Source organism: Catalinimonas locisalis, from assembly GCF_038039535.1.
In the GTDB taxonomy this organism is placed as follows: domain Bacteria; phylum Bacteroidota; class Bacteroidia; order Cytophagales; family Cyclobacteriaceae; genus Catalinimonas.
In genome coordinates this window covers 100872-119492 of sequence record NZ_JBBPHP010000016.1, presented here as the reverse complement: position 1 = coordinate 119492, position 18621 = coordinate 100872, and the positions used below count along the sequence as shown (strand labels likewise).

Annotated in this window: 14 protein-coding genes; 7 read left to right on the top strand and 7 right to left on the bottom strand. The window is 34.3% G+C overall.

The genetic code is table 11. The features are described 5' to 3' along the window. Window positions 1-15 precede the first annotated feature (15 nt). Window positions 16-1533, top strand: a complete 1518-nt coding sequence (locus WJR50_RS18985; protein WP_341294890.1) for a TlpA family protein disulfide reductase — start codon at window positions 16-18, stop codon at window positions 1531-1533. Between the two features lie 12 nt (window positions 1534-1545). On the opposite strand, the gene WJR50_RS18980 is transcribed toward WJR50_RS18985, so the two are convergent. Further along, window positions 1546-2208, bottom strand: a complete 663-nt coding sequence (locus tag WJR50_RS18980) for a hypothetical protein (protein WP_341294889.1) — start codon at window positions 2206-2208, stop codon at window positions 1546-1548. A 1575-nt stretch (window positions 2209-3783) separates the two neighbouring features. Between WJR50_RS18980 and WJR50_RS18975 the strand changes: the two genes are divergently transcribed. Together WJR50_RS18975 and WJR50_RS18970 are read left to right on the top strand one after the other, a co-directional pair. Beyond that, window positions 3784-5103 carry a phage integrase SAM-like domain-containing protein gene (locus tag WJR50_RS18975; protein ID WP_341294888.1) on the top strand — a complete coding sequence of 440 codons (1320 nt, stop codon included), beginning with the start codon at window positions 3784-3786 and terminating at the stop codon, window positions 5101-5103. Then, window positions 5103-5645 carry a hypothetical protein gene (locus WJR50_RS18970; RefSeq protein ID WP_341294887.1) on the top strand — a complete coding sequence of 181 codons (543 nt, stop codon included), beginning with the start codon at window positions 5103-5105 and terminating at the stop codon, window positions 5643-5645. Before WJR50_RS18975 ends, WJR50_RS18970 begins: the two co-directional genes overlap by 1 nt. A gap of 218 nt (window positions 5646-5863) precedes the next feature. Here the strand turns inward: WJR50_RS18970 and WJR50_RS18965 are convergent, their stop codons facing one another. The 6 genes from WJR50_RS18965 to WJR50_RS18940 form a co-directional block, all read right to left on the bottom strand. Further along, window positions 5864-8689, bottom strand: coding sequence for a hypothetical protein (locus WJR50_RS18965; protein ID WP_341294886.1), 2826 nt, complete (start codon window positions 8687-8689; stop codon window positions 5864-5866). After that, window positions 8689-10410 (bottom strand): hyaluronate lyase N-terminal domain-containing protein, encoded by a 1722-nt coding sequence (locus WJR50_RS18960; RefSeq protein WP_341294885.1) that lies wholly within the window; start codon window positions 10408-10410, stop codon window positions 8689-8691. The genes WJR50_RS18965 and WJR50_RS18960 overlap by 1 nt, the downstream gene beginning before the upstream one ends. Window positions 10411-10675: 265 nt before the next feature. Then, window positions 10676-10894 carry a hypothetical protein gene (locus WJR50_RS18955; RefSeq protein ID WP_341294884.1) on the bottom strand — a complete coding sequence of 73 codons (219 nt, stop codon included), beginning with the start codon at window positions 10892-10894 and terminating at the stop codon, window positions 10676-10678. 129 nt (window positions 10895-11023) lie between these two features. After that, entirely contained in the window at window positions 11024-11563 is a 540-nt protein-coding gene (locus WJR50_RS18950; RefSeq protein ID WP_341294883.1) for a hypothetical protein, read from the bottom strand. Window positions 11564-11615: 52 nt separating this feature from the next. Continuing rightward, window positions 11616-12410: a phage antirepressor KilAC domain-containing protein gene (locus WJR50_RS18945; protein ID WP_341294882.1), complete on the bottom strand. Its 795-nt coding sequence runs from the start codon at window positions 12408-12410 to the stop codon at window positions 11616-11618. A gap of 381 nt (window positions 12411-12791) precedes the next feature. Beyond that, a complete protein-coding gene (locus WJR50_RS18940; RefSeq protein ID WP_341294881.1) occupies window positions 12792-14918 on the bottom strand; it encodes a hypothetical protein in 2127 nt (708 codons plus the stop codon). Window positions 14919-15436: 518 nt separating this feature from the next. On the opposite strand from WJR50_RS18940, the gene WJR50_RS18935 reads away from it, so the two are divergent. From WJR50_RS18935 to WJR50_RS18920, 4 genes are all read left to right on the top strand, one after another. Next, window positions 15437-15871, top strand: a complete 435-nt coding sequence (locus tag WJR50_RS18935) for a hypothetical protein (RefSeq protein ID WP_341294880.1) — start codon at window positions 15437-15439, stop codon at window positions 15869-15871. A 582-nt stretch (window positions 15872-16453) separates the two neighbouring features. Beyond that, entirely contained in the window at window positions 16454-16927 is a 474-nt protein-coding gene (locus tag WJR50_RS18930; RefSeq protein ID WP_341294879.1) for a hypothetical protein, read from the top strand. 40 nt (window positions 16928-16967) lie between these two features. Then, the gene (locus WJR50_RS18925) at window positions 16968-17201 is read left to right on the top strand and encodes a hypothetical protein (RefSeq protein ID WP_341294878.1); all 234 of its coding nucleotides are present in this window, start codon (window positions 16968-16970) and stop codon (window positions 17199-17201) included. A gap of 507 nt (window positions 17202-17708) precedes the next feature. Further along, window positions 17709-18611: a hypothetical protein gene (locus WJR50_RS18920; RefSeq protein WP_341294877.1), complete on the top strand. Its 903-nt coding sequence runs from the start codon at window positions 17709-17711 to the stop codon at window positions 18609-18611. The last annotated feature ends 10 nt before the right edge of the window (window positions 18612-18621 follow it).

The following is an 18621-nucleotide window of genomic DNA, read 5'->3' as shown; positions in this document are numbered from 1 at the left end:
ATTTAATTTTAGATCATGAGAAATTCACTCTTCTCTCTTCTTGCACTAGCTGTCTCCTTATTTTTCTATGCCTGTCAAGAAGACCAGCGAAGCAGGCAAACTGATACGCAGTCAGTATATATCAATGTAAAGGCGAAGCATCTGGCCTCAGATACGGTAAAGGTGCTGACTTTTGATATGCTTAGCGGTAAAAGTAATATCCTGGCAGAAGTGACATTGGATTCACTGGGAAAAGGCGAGATGGACATGAAACTGGCGCATGGACTGTTTGCGATACTGGATTATCAGTTGACAGAGCAAGAGCAGCTCAAGAGTAATCAGCTGTATCTGGAACCAGGAGACTCGCTCACAATAACGATAGATGGTGCAGCCCCAAAGCAGCCTCTCAGTTTTGAAGGTGAAGGAGCCGAAGTAAACAATTATCTGGCAGGTTCATTTCTTGTTAGACAACCATTTTTCAGAAGTGGAGGGAAGTTTATATGGGAGCTTGAACAGCAGGCTTTTCTAGATCGGCTGGACTCTATTCGCTATAGTATGGATAGCTTCCTTCAGCGGTACGCGGATAGCGTGGATATGGATGCTGAGATGAGAGCGCTGATGGAAAAAAGGAATGAGATAGACGTGCTGAAAGAAGAAGCAAGTTATGCCTTTTTGTTGCAGAATGATTTTGTAGTGAAAGCCATAAGTAATGGCGAAACGGTAGGAGCGTATCAGTTGCCTGAAGCTTTTAGCAGTGTGTATCAAAGAGTCCCCTACGACTCAAATCTGATGAAAAAGCAGATGCCTGACTACGCCTTCTTGTTACAGCGAAGTATGGATGCTACTGTCGCTTACCCCTTGTATTATGGCACGAGTGCAGAGGAAAGGGAAAATTTGCACAAGCAAATGCCATCCATGATAGATAGTCTTATCCGTACCCAGTATGATCAGGCTAAATTTTCAGACTATTTCCTGGCCTGGAATATCAGCTCATGGATGGATAGGAAAGGAATATCTCCTGATATAGATTCATTATATCATCAATTTCTCAAAAATAACAGTAACTCTCCTTATCTGACATCACTGGAAGAAAAGTATGATCGTTGGATGGCAATCAGTACGGGGAGCCCTGCTCCTGATTTCTACGGCACTACTCCTGAGGGAGAAAGGCTGGCTTTAAGCGACCTCAAAGGCAAAGTGGTATACATAGACGTATGGGCTACCTGGTGCGGTCCCTGCCGGGAGGAGTTTCCCGCTTCTATAGCATTACGACAAGAGCTGGCCGAAGAGGAAGACGTGAGCTTCCTGTATGTTTCAGTAGATAATAATAAGTCTGCCTGGCTGGAATACTTGGAGGAGCACCCTGACCTGATCGGCACACATATGCATAATGATGTGAATGAAGAAGAAGCTTCTATCTGGAAAAAGTATATGTTGACCGGAATTCCCCGATACATTTTGATTGACCGGGAAGGTAGAATTCAAGATCCGGAAGCTGACCGCCCCTCTTCCGGAAAGGTAGCCGATCAGATTTATGCGCTGCTCAATCAATAATCCCAGGTAGTATTATTCCACTTCAATCAGGCCTTCTCTTTTCAGCTGAGCGATAATAGCTTTGGAAAAATCTTCGGCAAAGTACTCTATGTCACCCGGATTATACGTATCGGACTGGGCAGACCAGTACAGCTTTTCGTTTTCTACATCATAGAGATTGGTTTCTAGGTAGTAGATTTTGTCCAGAGAGTAATAGCCGGGTGTATAGATCTGGTTGTAGTTATAAGAATAGTAGGTATGGAAGTTATCGTAATAACCATAAGCTAAGGTAGGAGCATAGGTATCATTTCCTCCTACATAACGATTCTCATGCGTCTGGTCTACCAATGATATGGCCAGAATAGCATCATTACCATTAGCCTTTACTTTGTCCAGAATCAGCCTTTTATCGCTGGCATGCTCTGCTGAGAAGTTATTCGGAAATAAGCTTAGACTGGTAGTCGCGTTAATGCCTTGCTGCTCCAGTAGAGCCACTAACTCTCCTTCCACAATTTCTTTGGCGTTCATATTCTGAGTAAGAGCAGCCACAAAAATATTGTCGTAGCTCTTTTGTTTATCCAGATCAGGACTTTTCCAGGAACCGGTGAAATTGGTAGAAGTGGCGGTACAGGCCGCCAGGAATATCAACAGCCCCAATATTAAGTTCTGAAGAGAGAAGTATGGATACAAACTCATAGATAAGATAGGTTAGCGATAGGTAAAGGTAGTTTTTACAAGGATTACCAAAGCATAATCGCTGAAAAAACTTTTTGTTTGAAGGTTTAAAGAAAGAAGTTAAAATGCTTGTGTAGAAGTTAAGATGAGCAAAGCTGGGAAGTATTTGGTACAAATGAAGCCATCAAGCTCAATGCGGTAGATAAAATTCTATCTCTGACCTCATCAATCACTACATTATGCATACAGATTTAGGGGTACCTCAGTAGAAATAGCCCCTTATTACTGGAATAAGTTTTCTGTATCAGAAAAAGCTAGTAACACATGAAGAGAGGTTAGTAAAGGGGCTTGAAAAATTGTCAGAGAATAGAATCAGCAATAACTAATTTATCACTTAAAAAGCACAATTTATTAAGCATTTTGCATAATTTATTTAGCTTTTTACATAAAATAATTTTGCTTTTTTACTCAGTTTTACCCAGTTTTACGTTGTTATACATTGTCATACGTTGATGTCCAATGTTATACACTGTATGACAAAAAACCCCAAGGTAAAACCTCGGGGCTGTTCAAATTCACGCTACTTTAATTTGCGAAAGCGTGATATCGCGCGGATCACCGCAGCTACTGCTAGTAACAGTGCTGTGATTTCCGGTAAATTGAAATTACTCATAACAGGTAATTTAAATTTTAGTTAAAAATTAAACTCACCAGCATGTTCCTACCATGCTGGTTTTTCTTTGTAGTAAGAATTATACTCAACTACATATCTTCAAAGCAATTCTGTCCTGCTTATTATCCTTTTCAAATACGAAAGCAAATTGTTAATACAAAGTTGTGAAAAAACTCACACTAGTATAGTTAATTGCTTATATACAAATTTGCTGATTCTGCGTCGAAACAAAAAGTCAATTTATAGGCCCGAAAGTTTTAAAGGAATTATGTTTTAAACTTTTAGCTTTATAGTTTCACGTAACTCATTATTTTTCAGGCATATATGGCTGATTAAAATTATTTAAGATTTTTTATAAAAAAATGTCTTTTTAAAATTTTAAAAATTGAATGCTTTGTTATGTAAATAAATTATTACAAAAATAGTTGGAATTTTTATATAATATTCAGATTCCTATTATGATCACTTGTGCTACCATTTACGAAAGCAAATATTGTTTTTCACCTTCCTGCTATTTACAATAAAGTAGATAGCAATGAGCATTTCAGAAATAGTAGAGGTATCGGTAAATGGCTTTTAGAAGTATGTTGCGTTATGGGTGTCGTTGAAATGGTATTCATGAGACATGGGAAACTACTTTTGCTAATAATCGGTGTTAGAGAAATTCAGGAAGTGAGGCAAAAATAAACCCCTTGCATACAAAATGTTTACAAGGGGATTTTGTGGTCCCGGCAGGAATCCGCCAATTGGTTTTTTGACAGAATATGACACTATATTTTTGTCAACAATTATAATTATTTAAATTTTGTTAGCATTTTTACTATGTCATTTTCAATAAAATGCCGTTCTTTGTATTAATACTGTATTAGTATTCGTGTATTAATCCTGTATTAATGAGCTTCAAACGGTAAATATTATTGATTATGGGCTATGTAAAAGCAATTCTTCTAAGTTTCGTTAATGCTGAAGGTAAACAGCAAGTAGTAATAGAATATCGTCACCCAGGCAAACCTTCTCGTTTAAGGTTTCCTACAAATTTCAGAGTAAGTAAAAATGATTGGATAAAAGATTTGGGGATCTCCAAAACAGATGAATCCCTAAATGCTTACCTCAAAGCTGAATCTGATCGACTTGAAAAAGTGAAAAAATCTCTGCTTGAAAATGGAATAGAACCTACCTGTGTGGAGATGCAAAAAGCATTGGAGATTGAAAAGGAACGTGCTGAAAAAGTAAAGAGAAGTACTAATGATGAGGAATCATTTTTTGATCAAAAATTAATTGATTGGTGCGACATTCATTTGAATAATATTTCAAACAAGAACACTAGAAAGTCAGAGAAAAATGTCAGGAATTACGTCGAGCTATATGACAAAAATGCAAAGTTAAAGGATATAGATTTTGAATGGTTAGAAGGTTTTTATGATTACATATCTAAGCATCTTGATAAGATAAGTACAATTGAATCTTATATGTCAAGATTGGGTAGAGTGTTCAATACTATCAAAAAATATAATAGGAGAAACAGGAAAATTAAACAATATGTGATGGAGATAAAAGAGGATATCCAAGACCTAAAACCAGATGTTTTGTTTGATGATCCTATAGGGTTGGATTATGGTATGTTTTTGGACTTATTTAATTTTGATCAGTTTGATATTAAACAATCACATCTAAGGGTTACTAGAGATCATTTTGTACTTATGGTGTCGATGGGTGGACTACGAGTTCATGACTACCTAGCAATTAAACAGGATGACATAAGGAAGGAATACATGATGATAGATGGTGAAGCTAGAGAAGTTTGGTTACTGAATTACTTCGAGCAAAAAAACAAAAAACAACATAAAGACATTCCTATCCTGAGTTATGGAGTTGAAATTCTAAAACGGAATGATGGTAAATTACCTAAACGTAAACCTGCTAAAGACATAAACCTCCAGTTAAAAAAGTTAGCTGAATTGCTGGGATGGGATCACGAAATAGAAGTAAAATATTTTGATGCTGATAGGAATATAAAGATGATAGAAAGAAAAAGATTCTGTGATCATATCACTAGCAAAATGGCTAGACAAACGAGAGTAAGTATTGATGATGAAAGTCAGATCGATGAAGCAATTAGTAGACTTGCAACTGGACATAGATCAAAAGCAAGAAGTAGGTATCAGTACAAATCTACTGCTGCAATGGTGAAAGGGAATTTGAAGCATGAGGAAATTTACAATTCAATTAAGAAAGCTGAGTAATGAAAAAATACGAGTCTATAGCACAGAACTTTGAATTCTTTTACGATTCGGTATATGTTGATTCAGGAATATCACAAGTACTTGCAGCTAGATTATTAACTAATCATTTACTTCATTTGAACAGACAGGAAGCAGAACATTTTTTGAAGATATTTTTTACTCTGCATTCGGATCACTTCAAAGTGTATAATATTGTTTTTGATAGAAAGGATTCGGTAAGAAGGTTTATTCAAATGATAGCTGAGTCATTTCCTGTTCTGAGTAATCATATTAACGGGAAAGTATATGATTATATATGTAATATCTCTGATCAAGATATACAGGATATTATACAGTATGCTGATGAAAATAAGATTATGGAAAGATTCTATTCTTTTAGTGAGGTAGTTAATAACCCTGATAATCAAATATCTCTTAACACCCTGAAGAATTATATCAAGAAACTAAACATAGATGTAAAAAATGTAGGTAATGAAAAAGCTAAAGGAAAATTCATTACCGAAAGTGATCTACAAAAAATTCTAGAAGCAAAAAACGGATAAATTGTATTATTACAATATTTGATTTACCTTTATGCATATTCTTACACAACTTAACAATCTAGAAAAGCTCGTTCATATAGTTCGAGCCTTTTTTTACTTCAAATTAAATTTGTATTATTCAAATAATAAATATACCTTTATAACGCATAGTTAGTTACATATATACAGCGTAAGTGAGTAGAGGTCCGGTGTCGTGGTTTGAGCCGGACCTTTTTCTACTATGCGTAATTAGTTTTGTTCCAGGTGAAATTCTGATTGCTCATATATTGTTTCACATTACTACCACTTGCATTGATCAAACTCAGAACCATTCTTGCAACTCTATCAGCACCACTAGCAGAAAAATGCGTTTCGTCAGGTCCCGAAGGGGGGGAATCACTAGAAGCGAAGTCACTAGCAATAGTTGTTGTTCCATCCTGCGAGTATAGATATAAGAAAGTCTCTTGACTAAGTGCTTGAAGATCGAGTAAAACAACATTCTTTTCAGTTGCTACACTTCTTACAGTATCATCATAATTACCATGACTGTTGAAAGAAGGTGCAATCATCCTTTCTACAGGAGTAACCAATATTGGATTACCTCCCCTAGCACGTGTTTCATCGACAAAACTTCTTAACCTATTTGCCATTACAGCCGTTGAAGTGCCTTTTGTTTCGCTGTACTGATCATTATGTCCGAACTGAAACAGTACATAGTGACCTGCTGATACTTGATCTCTTACAGGATTAGCACCACCACTCCAAAACAGTTCATAGAAAGAATCAGCACTTTCTCCAGAGTCACCTCTATTATTTACAGTTGCACTAGCATTGACATAATTACCGAAATATTCTCCCCAACCATGCTTACCACCAGAATTCAAATTCACAGTACTATCACCACATAGATGAATAGTAGTAGATACAAGTTCTCCTGATCGATATTCATGACAACCTATATCTATCTGATCAACCGTGAATGAATTAATATCCTTAGTATATCCTGCAATGTTGAATCCTGCATTAATCGCAACACTACCAGCTTTTAGGGTGTAATCTCCACTACCGTTTGCTTGAGGATCTACAAATAGATCAGTAAGACTTACATTATTAATGTCTCCCTGTCCTGTATATCCAGCACCACCACCTGAACCATTACAAAAAATATTGTTCCTTCCTACATGATCCCCGTTTCCATTTCCCAGGCTACAACTCATATCATAACCATCAGGATTACCGTTGCTGTGAAAGATATTGTTATAGATTTGTACCTGATTAGTATTACCATCCAAGCCCCAACTTTCCATTCCTCTTCTACACTCGATAATTGTATTGTTATATACGTGTATATAGTCTACACCACTTTGACCCAATTTTATACCAGTTCCTTGGGTACAGCCAACAATGAGATTTCCGTAAATTTCTGCTGATCTTCCATCGTTCAAATTGATGACATTATAGCCATCATTCGCATTTGAATGACCTAGTGCTTTGTTATATCTGCAAATGACATTCTTTGCTTGAGCACCTCTTACACCTCCGTTGTCTGCATCAAAATTACCTGTTGAACCACCAATTTTAAATGCATTTACAGAACCGTTATTAGGGTTAATTGCTGTATTGTACTGATTAATAATATTCCTTCCAGCAAAGTGATCGAATCCATCATCCCCCCAATTTCGTACAGTATTATATTGTACAACAATACCGTTGTAATCGCCTCTCATGACACCTATACCATCGAGATTTGTCCCAGGATTGTCACCTACGAGATTCCCATGAATTCTACCACCTTGAACTTGATGAAGAAATTCACCAGTAGGAGTACCATCATCTGTACGAGTACCTCGATTTGTTCCATCCGCACCACTACTACGAATACAATTTGAAAATCGTAAAGCAGTATTATGAAGCACAATAGGATATATAGTACCACTTTCCCTTTCCGCAAACAGGATTCCTAAACCACCTATTCCACCGTTCCTCGTGATTGTACAGTTGCTTGTAATACATCTTTCAGAGCCGACATAATGCACAGCACCTTTTCCACCTGAATGGATTATTTCTAAGTCAGCAACAGCATTATAGCTACGAGTGAATTCTACTACTGATTGACCTCCTATTCCGCTGATTACAGGTTTTGCACCTGTTCCATAACTGCCTATAGTGATATACTGATTCGCATTTCCTGATCGATTGAAAAGAATTCTTGTCCCTGTCCAACTGTCTCCCCTTCTGAATAGTGCGTAGTCCCCAGCTTGCAACAGGTTTTGTACAGCTGAATAATTTCTTTTTGCCGTTCCAGGTGAAAGACCGTTGTTTGCATCATTTCCGGTTTCACTTATATAATATATAGTACCTGTACCCTGATATGAAGTTGTCTGATTATCAACAGTAAAATTTTGTGTGTTAACCTTACCACCATTACTTGTCAAACTGCCTACTTCATGCCTGTAGAAAAATTCAAATTCATCATCAGGAAGTGCGTGATCACTAAGTCTGAAACGTAATGTATTTGTACCTGATCCATTGATATAATTCTTAACCCGACAGCACCCACCTTTGAGATCGATAGAATACAAATCATTATTTACCCAGTTGCCCAGATTGACAGTATCATCAAACTGTAAGACAAGTACATCACTTTCATTATTAGAGATATAAGCATCAATTAGTTGTGTGTCACTGAATCCGCCTAACGGTTCTCCAGGTGGATCTACAGGTTCATTAGTTACAGCAAAATCAGGAGTGTTGTAAGGACCAAAACCGTGTTCATTTTGATCTTGCATCCTGATATAAACAGTAGTATTATCCGCTAATCCTACATACTCGAATGCTGTATCATTCAGTGTGAAATCTCCATTTTGGACACTAGCAATTACAGAATAATTAGAAGCATCAAGACTTGCTTCTATTACTCTATTAGTCACACCAGCGGGAATTCCACTCCAAGAAATTACAATTTTCCCTTGTCCACCTTGCAAGGTCATTCCGGCAGGAGCACTAGGTAATTGCACAGTTGAGCTTTCTCTATTTCTGATTATTTCAAGTAGTATCGGATGCATTATAGACCGAGATCAGATTTTAGAGGGGCGTTATTTTTGTAAGGGTGTCCTACAGGAAGGATAGGGAAACCTTCTATCACCTTATTCTGGAAATTGTGCTCGTGAACCATCAAACCTTCTAAGGCTTGAATCTCAGCTGTACTAAGGTTTTGGCCTATAGCAACTGCGAAAAGATCCATATTTATCGGACCTCCATTTCCGAAAGTAAAAGGTGCATCTGTACCACTACTAACACCTGTAGCAGGACCGCCTAATTCTCCAGTAGCCATTTCGATTCCCCAGTGCCACAACTGCTGTTTGTTGTCACCTGCTAAGGCAAGATTCACTTTTGAAGCTACTAGATAAGGTCCTGTCACATAGTTATCCGCAGGAGGATTTCCCCCAGGTTGGACCGTTTTTGTCTGATTATTGAATTCATTTGCTGATCCTCTAGCAAGACTTATGCGATGGCGACCATTCGGTCTGAACTGAAATCCGTCTGTGCCATCGTATTTTTCAAGCAACACGTTAGTTTGTGTGTTGTCATTCACCTTATACAAGGCAACAATATCGAATGTGTTCGTAGTCGTTTGCATGTTGACTATCTCATCGATAATGTCTCCAAAACTCAGAAATTGACTACCCGTAAAACGAACCGCTTTTGAACCTTCTGATGTTACATAGCTAGGATATTCTGTAGCTTCTGTACCTGTGAAACCTGATACAAGATCTTTCACTGATTGTACACTAGTCGAATCAACAATTGCGGGTGTTGTAGCTGCTGAATCTTGATAGACATTTTGCAAACTTGTGAACGCAAACTTTACATTACTTATGTCTGTATATTCTAATAAGTTACTTGAAGTAGATTCTGCAATAGTTTGAAACTCTGTATAAGTATAACTCCCTGAAGTTTCTACACCTGTCTGAGCAAAAGTTTGTACACCAAGACGAATTAATTTTCCTGCATATGTACTACCTGTAGGAATCGTGAAAGCCTGAGTTGTAGCTTCAAGTGTTGTAGTTCCCGTACTTCCTGTGCTTGCTGTTTCCCATCTGTACAAATGCGTTCCAGCTGCATCCCCTTCAGCATCAAAGTACCCTGCTTCCGCTACTAATTGTTCACCTTCTTTGATTGTGCCGATAATTGAAGGATTGCTGGTAGGTGCTGTATTACCAGATAAATCCCCTTCGTAACCGTAAGATTCAGAAACAGGGTTATAAGAATATATATAGAACAAACCATCCTGTTCAACTAGTAACTGTTCTACTCCATTATCAAAGTTAATTACAGAACCATCTATGAATATTTGTCCCGAACCTTTTCGCTTTCCTCCGTAGTCAAAATTTCCTAACGCTGATGATATAGTAATTGTGATATCTTCTGTGTTTGTGAAGATATCGTACTTCCCGTTGTACGTGCTGCTATTTCCTGAAGTGATTGTGAAACCTGATGTGACAGGAGGTCTAGCACCTGAAGTAGATCCTGATGCGTTAAGTTTTGTACGAACAGAAGGATCAAGTTTTACCTCAGTGATTGCATCATCAAGTATATATTGAGTAGTGATAGAATTATCTGAAAGAATTGCATAATCCAGTGAATTCCATGCCGTTGACCCATCACCGATTTTTATGCATTTTGGGTTTGTATCTGTGACAATTCCTATTTCCCCTTCTAGCAAAATCGGGTTAATACTTTGCCAGTTTGCTGAGGTATCTCTTCGTAATTTTATCTTAGCCAATTACCTATTTTTATATAAATAGCATGGCTTTGATGTTTGCTTACAGCGTAATTTTTAAGGGAAAAATGGTGGGTATATTATTCAGGGGGTGCTGATATTTACATCAGTCATAAGGTTATTTTAAGTGTATTAGTTTATTGTTTAAGAAGTCTGGGTTTTATTTTTTCCCCAGACTTTTTTTTGTTCAATAAAAAAACCTCCCACATTTTTTTGGCTCAAATGTTTATCGGGGAGGTGGTTGAGATTAACAATTATAAATAGTGTGTTATCTTTTTTTGACGTTTTTCAAATCCTTTGCGGATATCCATTTTACACCTATTAATTCGCTCCATTTACTTTTTCCATCTCCGATTTTGATACAATCACTATCTATATCTATTACTATTTCATCTTGAGCTATAACAGGATTTTCATTTCTCCAAAATTCTGAAGTGTGTTGTCTGAAGAAGTATTTATCTTTTTTCTTTTTAAAAAAATTAAACATTAATCTCTGTTTTACTTTGCTTTTTTATGTGAAGTCGCAGCACTTCATAATTCCTTTCAAAACTATACACATTAGACACGTACATGTTGAACAATAACAGGATTGTTATCATATATATTAGTATATATCTCATGCTTCCAGCAAATTTTTCATAGCTTCTAATTTCATCGATGCCTCTACAAAATCTTTCTCTACACTTTCTTTGCTGACATATTCTTTGCCGTTGATCACAAGTCTATCAGGGAGTTCAAACAATTTGAAATCTACTGCTGCAATTTTTTTCGGTTGAATATTTTCAAGTGCTTCAGAAATTTTTGGCTGAAGATTTTCATTGTAAAAAGTATCATCAGAATCTTCTATCCAGTCATGATTTTTGATGAAATTATGATACTCGGTACTTAATTGATCAGCAATTGCACTTGCTTTTGCTATGTTATATTTTCTCTCTATACAAACTTCTTCCATAACTTCAACCTGAACACATAGACCTAATTTTTCATCAAAAAAGTAGTCATCAAACCTATTGTACTTTTCAGTTATATTTTTTTGAAACCATCTTTGTTTATTGGAATTGTCGTAACCCAGTTTTTTGAAAACTGAATCAGCTGTAACGTATAGATCATCTTCTTTAATCAGGAATTGTAATCCATTTTTTTCATAATTTTTCATTTTTAGTTTATTAATTTTTCTTCTTTTTTAATGTTTGCCGTGAATTTTGGCATTAATTGCTTTTATGTTTCTGGGTGTATCCTAATCTTTTGAGCAGTTTTGAGCAGTAAGCCTTACCTCTCATTGTTGCGTAAGTCCTGTGTCCTATTCTAACCTTATCATCTTTACCGTAAAACTCATATTCTCTTAGAATAAAACGGTCTGTTACACTACTATAAGGTTGATTTTTGTATTTACCACTTTGCAGGATTCTTTCATTTCGCAGGATTTCAAAGAGTTTATTGGGACCTACCCCTTTAAAATTTAATAGCTTAGAAACTTCCTGAATGGTGAATAGATCATCCGTATTTTTTACATCTTGACAGTATTCAAAGGCTGGCTGCATCTTTTTATTATCAGATTCTAGTTGCTGATTCTGGTAAGTAAGCTTTTGATTTTCTTCAAGTGTGTTTGCTATACTTCTAAAGAATTCAGGGTTTTGAAAAAGGGAGGCAGAATTCATTAACTTATCATATTCAGTTGCTTTTGATATTAGTTCGCATCTTGTACGCATTCCCTCCGTTCCGGTATCAGATGATTTAATTAACTGATAAGTGATAGATTTTAAACCGTATTCTGTTAACTCTTTTCTTCCACCGTTAGGGTTACCTCCATCTATGGAGGTTACTATATAATCTCTTCCTTCTTCTAAGTTGAAGCGGTCTATCTGATACTTCATCCAAGTAGTGAAGTCCTTATTTGAATTGAGTTCAGCGTGTAGTTGTCTTCCAGAAAGTAATTGTTCCTGTGGTGGTGAAGTGTGGTAGACTAGATCAGTACTACCTGTTTGACTTGTTACATAATTCATCGTCTTTAAATTTTAAATAAAATTAAAACGGGCAGAAAGGGAGACGACGAAGAAACCTAACTGCCCGACAGCGTAAAGCTGTAAAGTTTTTCAATCTGTCGTCTCATTAATAAATAGAAGCGACTTCAAGAAAAACTCTTTATTTTAATATATTGACCTTGAATATTTTCTAACTATCTGATAATCAGGGAGAAAAATTTTATATAATTATGTAATTTATAATGATTCTAAATAATATTCACAGGTGTTAAAAAGTTAACCCCGTACATTTTCGTACAGGGGTGTCCCAAAATTGACACACCCTTACCTATATTCCATTTTTGGAAGAAAGTATTTTATAAAAAATTGTGGGGGTGTACGTTTTGGTACTCCCCCTACTTTTTATGCTACAGCCAATTCTTTTTGTTTTGCACGTAAAATTATATCACGAACATTTTCCATAATATTTTTATTGAATCTAATCTTAGTGTGGTGATCAGGATCTGACATTAAGCCAAAGAACGAATCACGATCAATCATTCTATTCCTTGTAAAATCCCAGGTGAAACTTGAAATCCCGTTATAATAATCGAGCATAATCTCATAGAGATACCATCTTTCAGAACCATTCAATTCTATTGAATCAAGAGGCGTATCAGGGTTCTCAATCTTAGCTAAGTTCGGGGAATAACCTTCATAATAATATCCTTTTACAGGATCATATTTCCGCTCAAACGTATTTGAAATATCTTCTACTGTATCCTGATCACTGTCGTAATCACTAAGTTCTACTTCTTCTTTTTGGTTTTGGTTAATGTTCATATCATTTGTATTATTTTTATTTACGTTAATCTGTTCTAATTGTTCGATACTTGACTGCTTGTATATAGTATCAAATAAATCATTTTCATCTATCTCAGTATTAACCGCTTTTTCTAATCTTTCAATACGCTTTTCAAGTCTCATATCTTCTGTCACATTGCTAGAAACTTTGCTTTGATATTCAACTTTTTTCATAGATGAATATCCTTTCATAGATTCAAGGTTTTGTATTATTTCATCATATGTTTGTTGATGATCCTTATCCTTTACCCAGGCTTTTAGCCCTGTAAAAATTGATAATTCTTCTATCATAATTGCTTTGACCTCTTCTGATGATGACTTATCAACTAAGATTGCATCGTGTTTAGGTATCCAGGAACACCCATCAACTTCAACAGGAATTCTTTTCCAGATGCTTTGAAAGACTTTTGATTCAAGTTTCATAAGATCACGTGAAAATACATCATGACCACCTTTACGGATATGTACAATTACCTTGGTGATCAGTGGAAACAGTGATGAAAAAGCTGTTTTAATAGTACTGTCTTTCTCTTTAACCTGAAATAAGAAGGTAGAGAACATTCTTTCCTTTACATCGTCTCTAGTCCATTCAGGTTGATCTATTTTTGACAGGATTAAATTATATATATCCTTTTTATTAGGTTGATCAGGGGTGTAACTTAAGGTGTGGTTAAGCAATGATAGTTCATAATCATATGATCCCATATCTTTAATAACACCTTCTTTTTTATATTTTTCCTTATACTTTACCAGATTTCTATACAGGATACATATTAGACTAGCTGATGCATCTAATTCAATCATAGAGTAACCGCTATGATCCTTAATAAATGGGACCAATATTCGAGGTAACTCAGTAAAATTATTGTGGATACGGTTTACAGCATCAGACTTGAAGTAAGATTCATTATTTGATATAGCTGCTACCTTCTGTTTATAATCCTTCTGAATTTCATCGTTGAATGTTCTGTTCTTTTCAACAAAGTAGAACTTACCTTTACTTATAACTTTGTCTTTTACGGGTATTTCAAGACCTCTACAGTGATTTATATATTTATAAGCATTATCACTATCAAAGTTATTTAGTAAGCTGGTGAACTCACTATGAAGCTTTTGAATATGATCCTGATGTTTAACTAAATTCTGAGTTTTCCTAGCCCAAACATTTGAAGCATTTTTCATTATCTGACCTTTGGGATCATCTACTTTATATACTTCTTTATTTGCCTTTCTATAGTCCTCAGTGTATCGGTAAGACTTACTATAATTATCTATATCTGTACCATAATAATATGATTCATTCGATTCAATGACATTCAGATATAACAGAACATTAAGGTATTTCCTGTATTCACTACCCAATATCCCTTTAAGAATTTGGGAATCTAGGTTAACATAGGAATTGTGGGAGTATTCAGAATTATTAATGATTTGATTCTGAATAATGTGGAGAATGTAATAAAGTTTGGGTAAGTGCTTCTTAAAGGTCTTTGCTTTGATTTTAACAGCACCTTTAACTACGTCAAACTTTTTTTCACCTACAATTGAATTATTAACGGTGTAGGTATCTTTTTGAATTTTTTGATTTTTAGCTACTTCAAATTCATTTGCTGAATCAAGTAGTAATGGGAGATCCAGATTTACAGGTTTGAGTATCGTAAAATACGATTGATCTTTCTTTTTCAAGTACTTTCATTTTTTCTATTTTTTTTATTTTAGCGACTATGGCTATAAAAGTTTAATGATCTTTTTGAAATCCTTTCTATTTGAGTCATTCTTTTTTAAACACTCCGGTAAGGGAGCTACCCTTACCAGACTGTTTTTAAACTCTTAATAGAAAAAATGATTCCGTTGAAATCACTTATTAATAAATAGTAACTACTTTCTGTTAGTTCCTCTATTAAGACAATTATTTTATATAAAAGGATAGTAATTATTAAGGATTTTAAAAACCAGTCTACATTAGAATAGAAGAAAAGAGGAGGAGATACCCTAATGTAGACCGATTTTTAAAACATATATTTATTTTTATGTTAATCCATTTTTTCAACTTTCCAATACTGGTTAATTACCTATTCTAATGTAGACCGTTTTTTTAGATAGGTGGATAAAAAGAAAAAAACTGATAAGTAGGTATTCTAATGTAGACTGATTTTTACTTTATTAGATGGTTAACTAATCACAACCAAACTATTTTAAACACCATGTATAACAGTTATGAAAATCTAGTATCAGATAATGGAAATTTTAAAACAGGATATGCAAAAGCTATTGTTAATTTTGGTGTATCAAAAGGTACAGATGATGAACAAAATAATTTTTTAAAATGGGTTAACGACAATAATAATTGGCAGGATATTCTTTATAAGGATCAACCTAGTAGATGGTTTAGTGAAGCTTCAGCTATGCAGTGGAAGGATATTGGATTGAACGAATTCTATACTCTTAGTTCAGACGAATTACAGCTACTAATAAAAACTATTAATCATTCTATAGAAAATTTAAATACTCAGATTGGGTTAAATACTGATTATCAGGAAATAGAAAAAATAAAAGAAAGGTTAACAAATGTGGAAAGTATTAAACAGAATTTACTCTCTTATCCATTCTGCTACAATATAGAGGTTAAGATACTTTAACTACCACCCCTACACCACTTCCCAACCTCCCAAAACATTTACGGGGAGGTTTTTTTATACCCAATTATCAGCACCTGCCAAAAATTTTTTAAAATATTTTCAATTTTTTTTCAGGCCCTATTCAATTTTCCTGTTAGACAAAAAATACAAAACCTAAGACCTTTACAATTACTTCTGATTTCCATTCTTTTTACTTTGTCATCTTGACAAATCTTTGTTTCTAACAAGCATTCACACAGTGCAAAAATTTTTAATTAAAATTATATCATCATAACCACATTTTTTAATTAAAAAATATTAGAAAAGTTATATATAAAGCTTTATTAAACGATTCTGTTAGACATACATCTCTAACAAGTACTAACAACAATGTATTGTATATATCAGTATAAGCATGTATGTTAGCATTATAATAATATGTCAACTAGAAATGATAGAACTGATATATAAAAGATTATTCAAAACTTTAAAGAAGATTCAGAAAGTTCTAAATCACAGACCTGATATACTACTTATAGTCTATCTCTCATATCTCTGTATAGCAACGATATACATACTTCTAAACTAAACATACACAATACTATGAACAATGAAATATCAAAAATCTGGACATATGACGAAGCTGTTAAAGACTTTGAAAAGAGATATACAAGAACAAAGAATAGATACATAGACTATCTCTTATCACCTGAAAAAAGCTGGCACGATGCTATATATTTCAGATTTACGGATTGTCCTGTTGATGATAGATTAGTGTTCTCAGATAGTACTGTTATCCTATTTCATTATGATCACGACATCAAAGAATTTATCAACATTCCTAATACATCATTATACACACAATTCGCACGAATGCTTGAGAAAAGAGAAGTAACAATACCTGATATTTTAAGTGATTACAACTTTGTGTATGAGAAGTTTTACAGTTCAAATGAGATATATCTTAATTACTTCCTGATCAAAGACATAGATAAGTTTTGTAATAAGCTTGAAGAACTAGTTAAGAAGGAATTCAGAATAGAACAGATTATTAAGAATATTATCGTAGCAGCTTAATTCACCATCAATATATTTTCAATCAAATAAACAGCTAGTTATGAAACAGTTACTATTCAATCCTGAACTACTCTTCTATCTCTCCTTCTTCAAAACTAATCAGCACCTGCATATGAGCAATATCAGTACTGATATAGAAGATAATTATACAGTAGAAGTGATTATAGATATAGTTGAAAAGCTGAAAGCAGGGATCATGAATTTTGATCAAACAGAGTTTTATTTTCTATCAACGTTTTTTGAGGAAAACTTTGTGCAGATGAATTTGAACTAAAGAATTTAAGATTTGTCATTATTTTTTTAACTGAATTATCAAATAACAATCAGAAAGGTAGTAGTCAGGTGATTGCTACCTTTTTTTAATAAGAAAATCCCTCCTGATTGAAGGGACTTAATAAAATGGCATTGTCACTAAACAATCTAATTATTATAAGTATTCTGCTATTGTGTACGTACACGGAGCCTTTTTTGTTGCTTATCTATTTATATCAAAAAGCTATTTGTTCCCATTTATATTGCTTTTTATCCCAGAAAAATATTTCTGGGTTTTTCTTTTCTACACTCCCTATCTTTTTAATGTCTTATGCAGTCTATATAATAACCGTTTGTATTTAATTTAAAATTTCTAGAGGAAAGGTGCTGCTTAAGTAGGGGGCACTTTTTTTTATTACTATTTATGAGTAGATAATCGAGGTCAAATTATATTTTGGCTTTGGCATTTGAATAAGCTGTTTTTAGGTCCCTCAGTATTTTGGTACTGGGGGATTTCTATTTATAAGTGATGGAGAACACTATAGAAAAAGTTACCCTGCTTAAACAGGATATTCAAAATATATATAATGCTAAGGATCTATATAAGCTAGAAGAGATAGCAAATCTGTACAGTATCACAGTAAGTACAATTAAGTATATACAAAGACTAAGTAATGTAGATGTAAAGAGAATGAGTTCTATGTCTGTTACAAAGCATCAATATAAATATATAGATGATGAAGAATCTCCAAAACCAAAACCCAAGGCAAAAAAATCTGATATCAAAAAAGAAAAGAAGGTCTATTATAAAAAGAAAGATCCATCTGAAAAAAAACATAGGAAATTAAATATAACAGATGAGCAGATACGATATATACGTAAAAATCCTGATCAACTCACTCTAAAACAGTTATCTCAACTTCTCAACATAACAGAATCTACTGTAACTAATTATAAGTATTTCTATTCTGGAAAATTTGTAAAAAATGAAGGTGAAATATATCAACCTGATCCAAAGCTTATAGAAGAAATCAAAAATCAGTCAGTAAAGAAGAAGAAGCCTGAAGAAAAAAAGCATAGAAAACCTCAACTTTCAGATTCTCAGATACGATATATCCGCAAAAATCCTGATAAACTAACACTTAGACAAATGATGCATCTATTAGAAATCTCAAGAGGTAAGCTTGACAGCATCAAATATTATTATGTAGCAAAAAATGTATCTGAAGAAGGTGAAATATATCAACCTGATCCCAAGCTTATAGAAGAAATCAAGAAGAATTACCCAAAAAAACCAAATAGTCAACCAAAAATATTCTTCACAGATCAACAGATTCAGGAAATGAAAAGCAGCGGATTATCTTCTAGAAAATTGGCAAAAAAATACGGTGTATCACCTACTACTATTCGTAGAAATTTAGGGATGAAATGAAAATTAAGAT

What these genes read in the sequence shown, in the direction of transcription:
- WJR50_RS18985 (WP_341294890.1), top strand. Translation starts at nt 16, where the DNA reads ATGAGAAATTCACTCTTCTCTCTTCTTGCACTAGCTGTCTCCTTATTT.
- WJR50_RS18980 (WP_341294889.1), bottom strand. Translation starts at nt 2,208, where the DNA reads ATGAGTTTGTATCCATACTTCTCTCTTCAGAACTTAATATTGGGGCTG.
- WJR50_RS18975 (WP_341294888.1), top strand. Translation starts at nt 3,784, where the DNA reads ATGGGCTATGTAAAAGCAATTCTTCTAAGTTTCGTTAATGCTGAAGGT.
- WJR50_RS18970 (WP_341294887.1), top strand. Translation starts at nt 5,103, where the DNA reads ATGAAAAAATACGAGTCTATAGCACAGAACTTTGAATTCTTTTACGAT.
- WJR50_RS18965 (WP_341294886.1), bottom strand. Translation starts at nt 8,689, where the DNA reads ATGCATCCGATACTACTTGAAATAATCAGAAATAGAGAAAGCTCAACT.
- WJR50_RS18955 (WP_341294884.1), bottom strand. Translation starts at nt 10,894, where the DNA reads ATGTTTAATTTTTTTAAAAAGAAAAAAGATAAATACTTCTTCAGACAA.
- WJR50_RS18950 (WP_341294883.1), bottom strand. Translation starts at nt 11,563, where the DNA reads ATGAAAAATTATGAAAAAAATGGATTACAATTCCTGATTAAAGAAGAT.
- WJR50_RS18945 (WP_341294882.1), bottom strand. Translation starts at nt 12,410, where the DNA reads ATGAATTATGTAACAAGTCAAACAGGTAGTACTGATCTAGTCTACCAC.
- WJR50_RS18935 (WP_341294880.1), top strand. Translation starts at nt 15,437, where the DNA reads ATGTATAACAGTTATGAAAATCTAGTATCAGATAATGGAAATTTTAAA.
- WJR50_RS18930 (WP_341294879.1), top strand. Translation starts at nt 16,454, where the DNA reads ATGAACAATGAAATATCAAAAATCTGGACATATGACGAAGCTGTTAAA.
- WJR50_RS18925 (WP_341294878.1), top strand. Translation starts at nt 16,968, where the DNA reads ATGAAACAGTTACTATTCAATCCTGAACTACTCTTCTATCTCTCCTTC.
- WJR50_RS18920 (WP_341294877.1), top strand. Translation starts at nt 17,709, where the DNA reads ATGGAGAACACTATAGAAAAAGTTACCCTGCTTAAACAGGATATTCAA.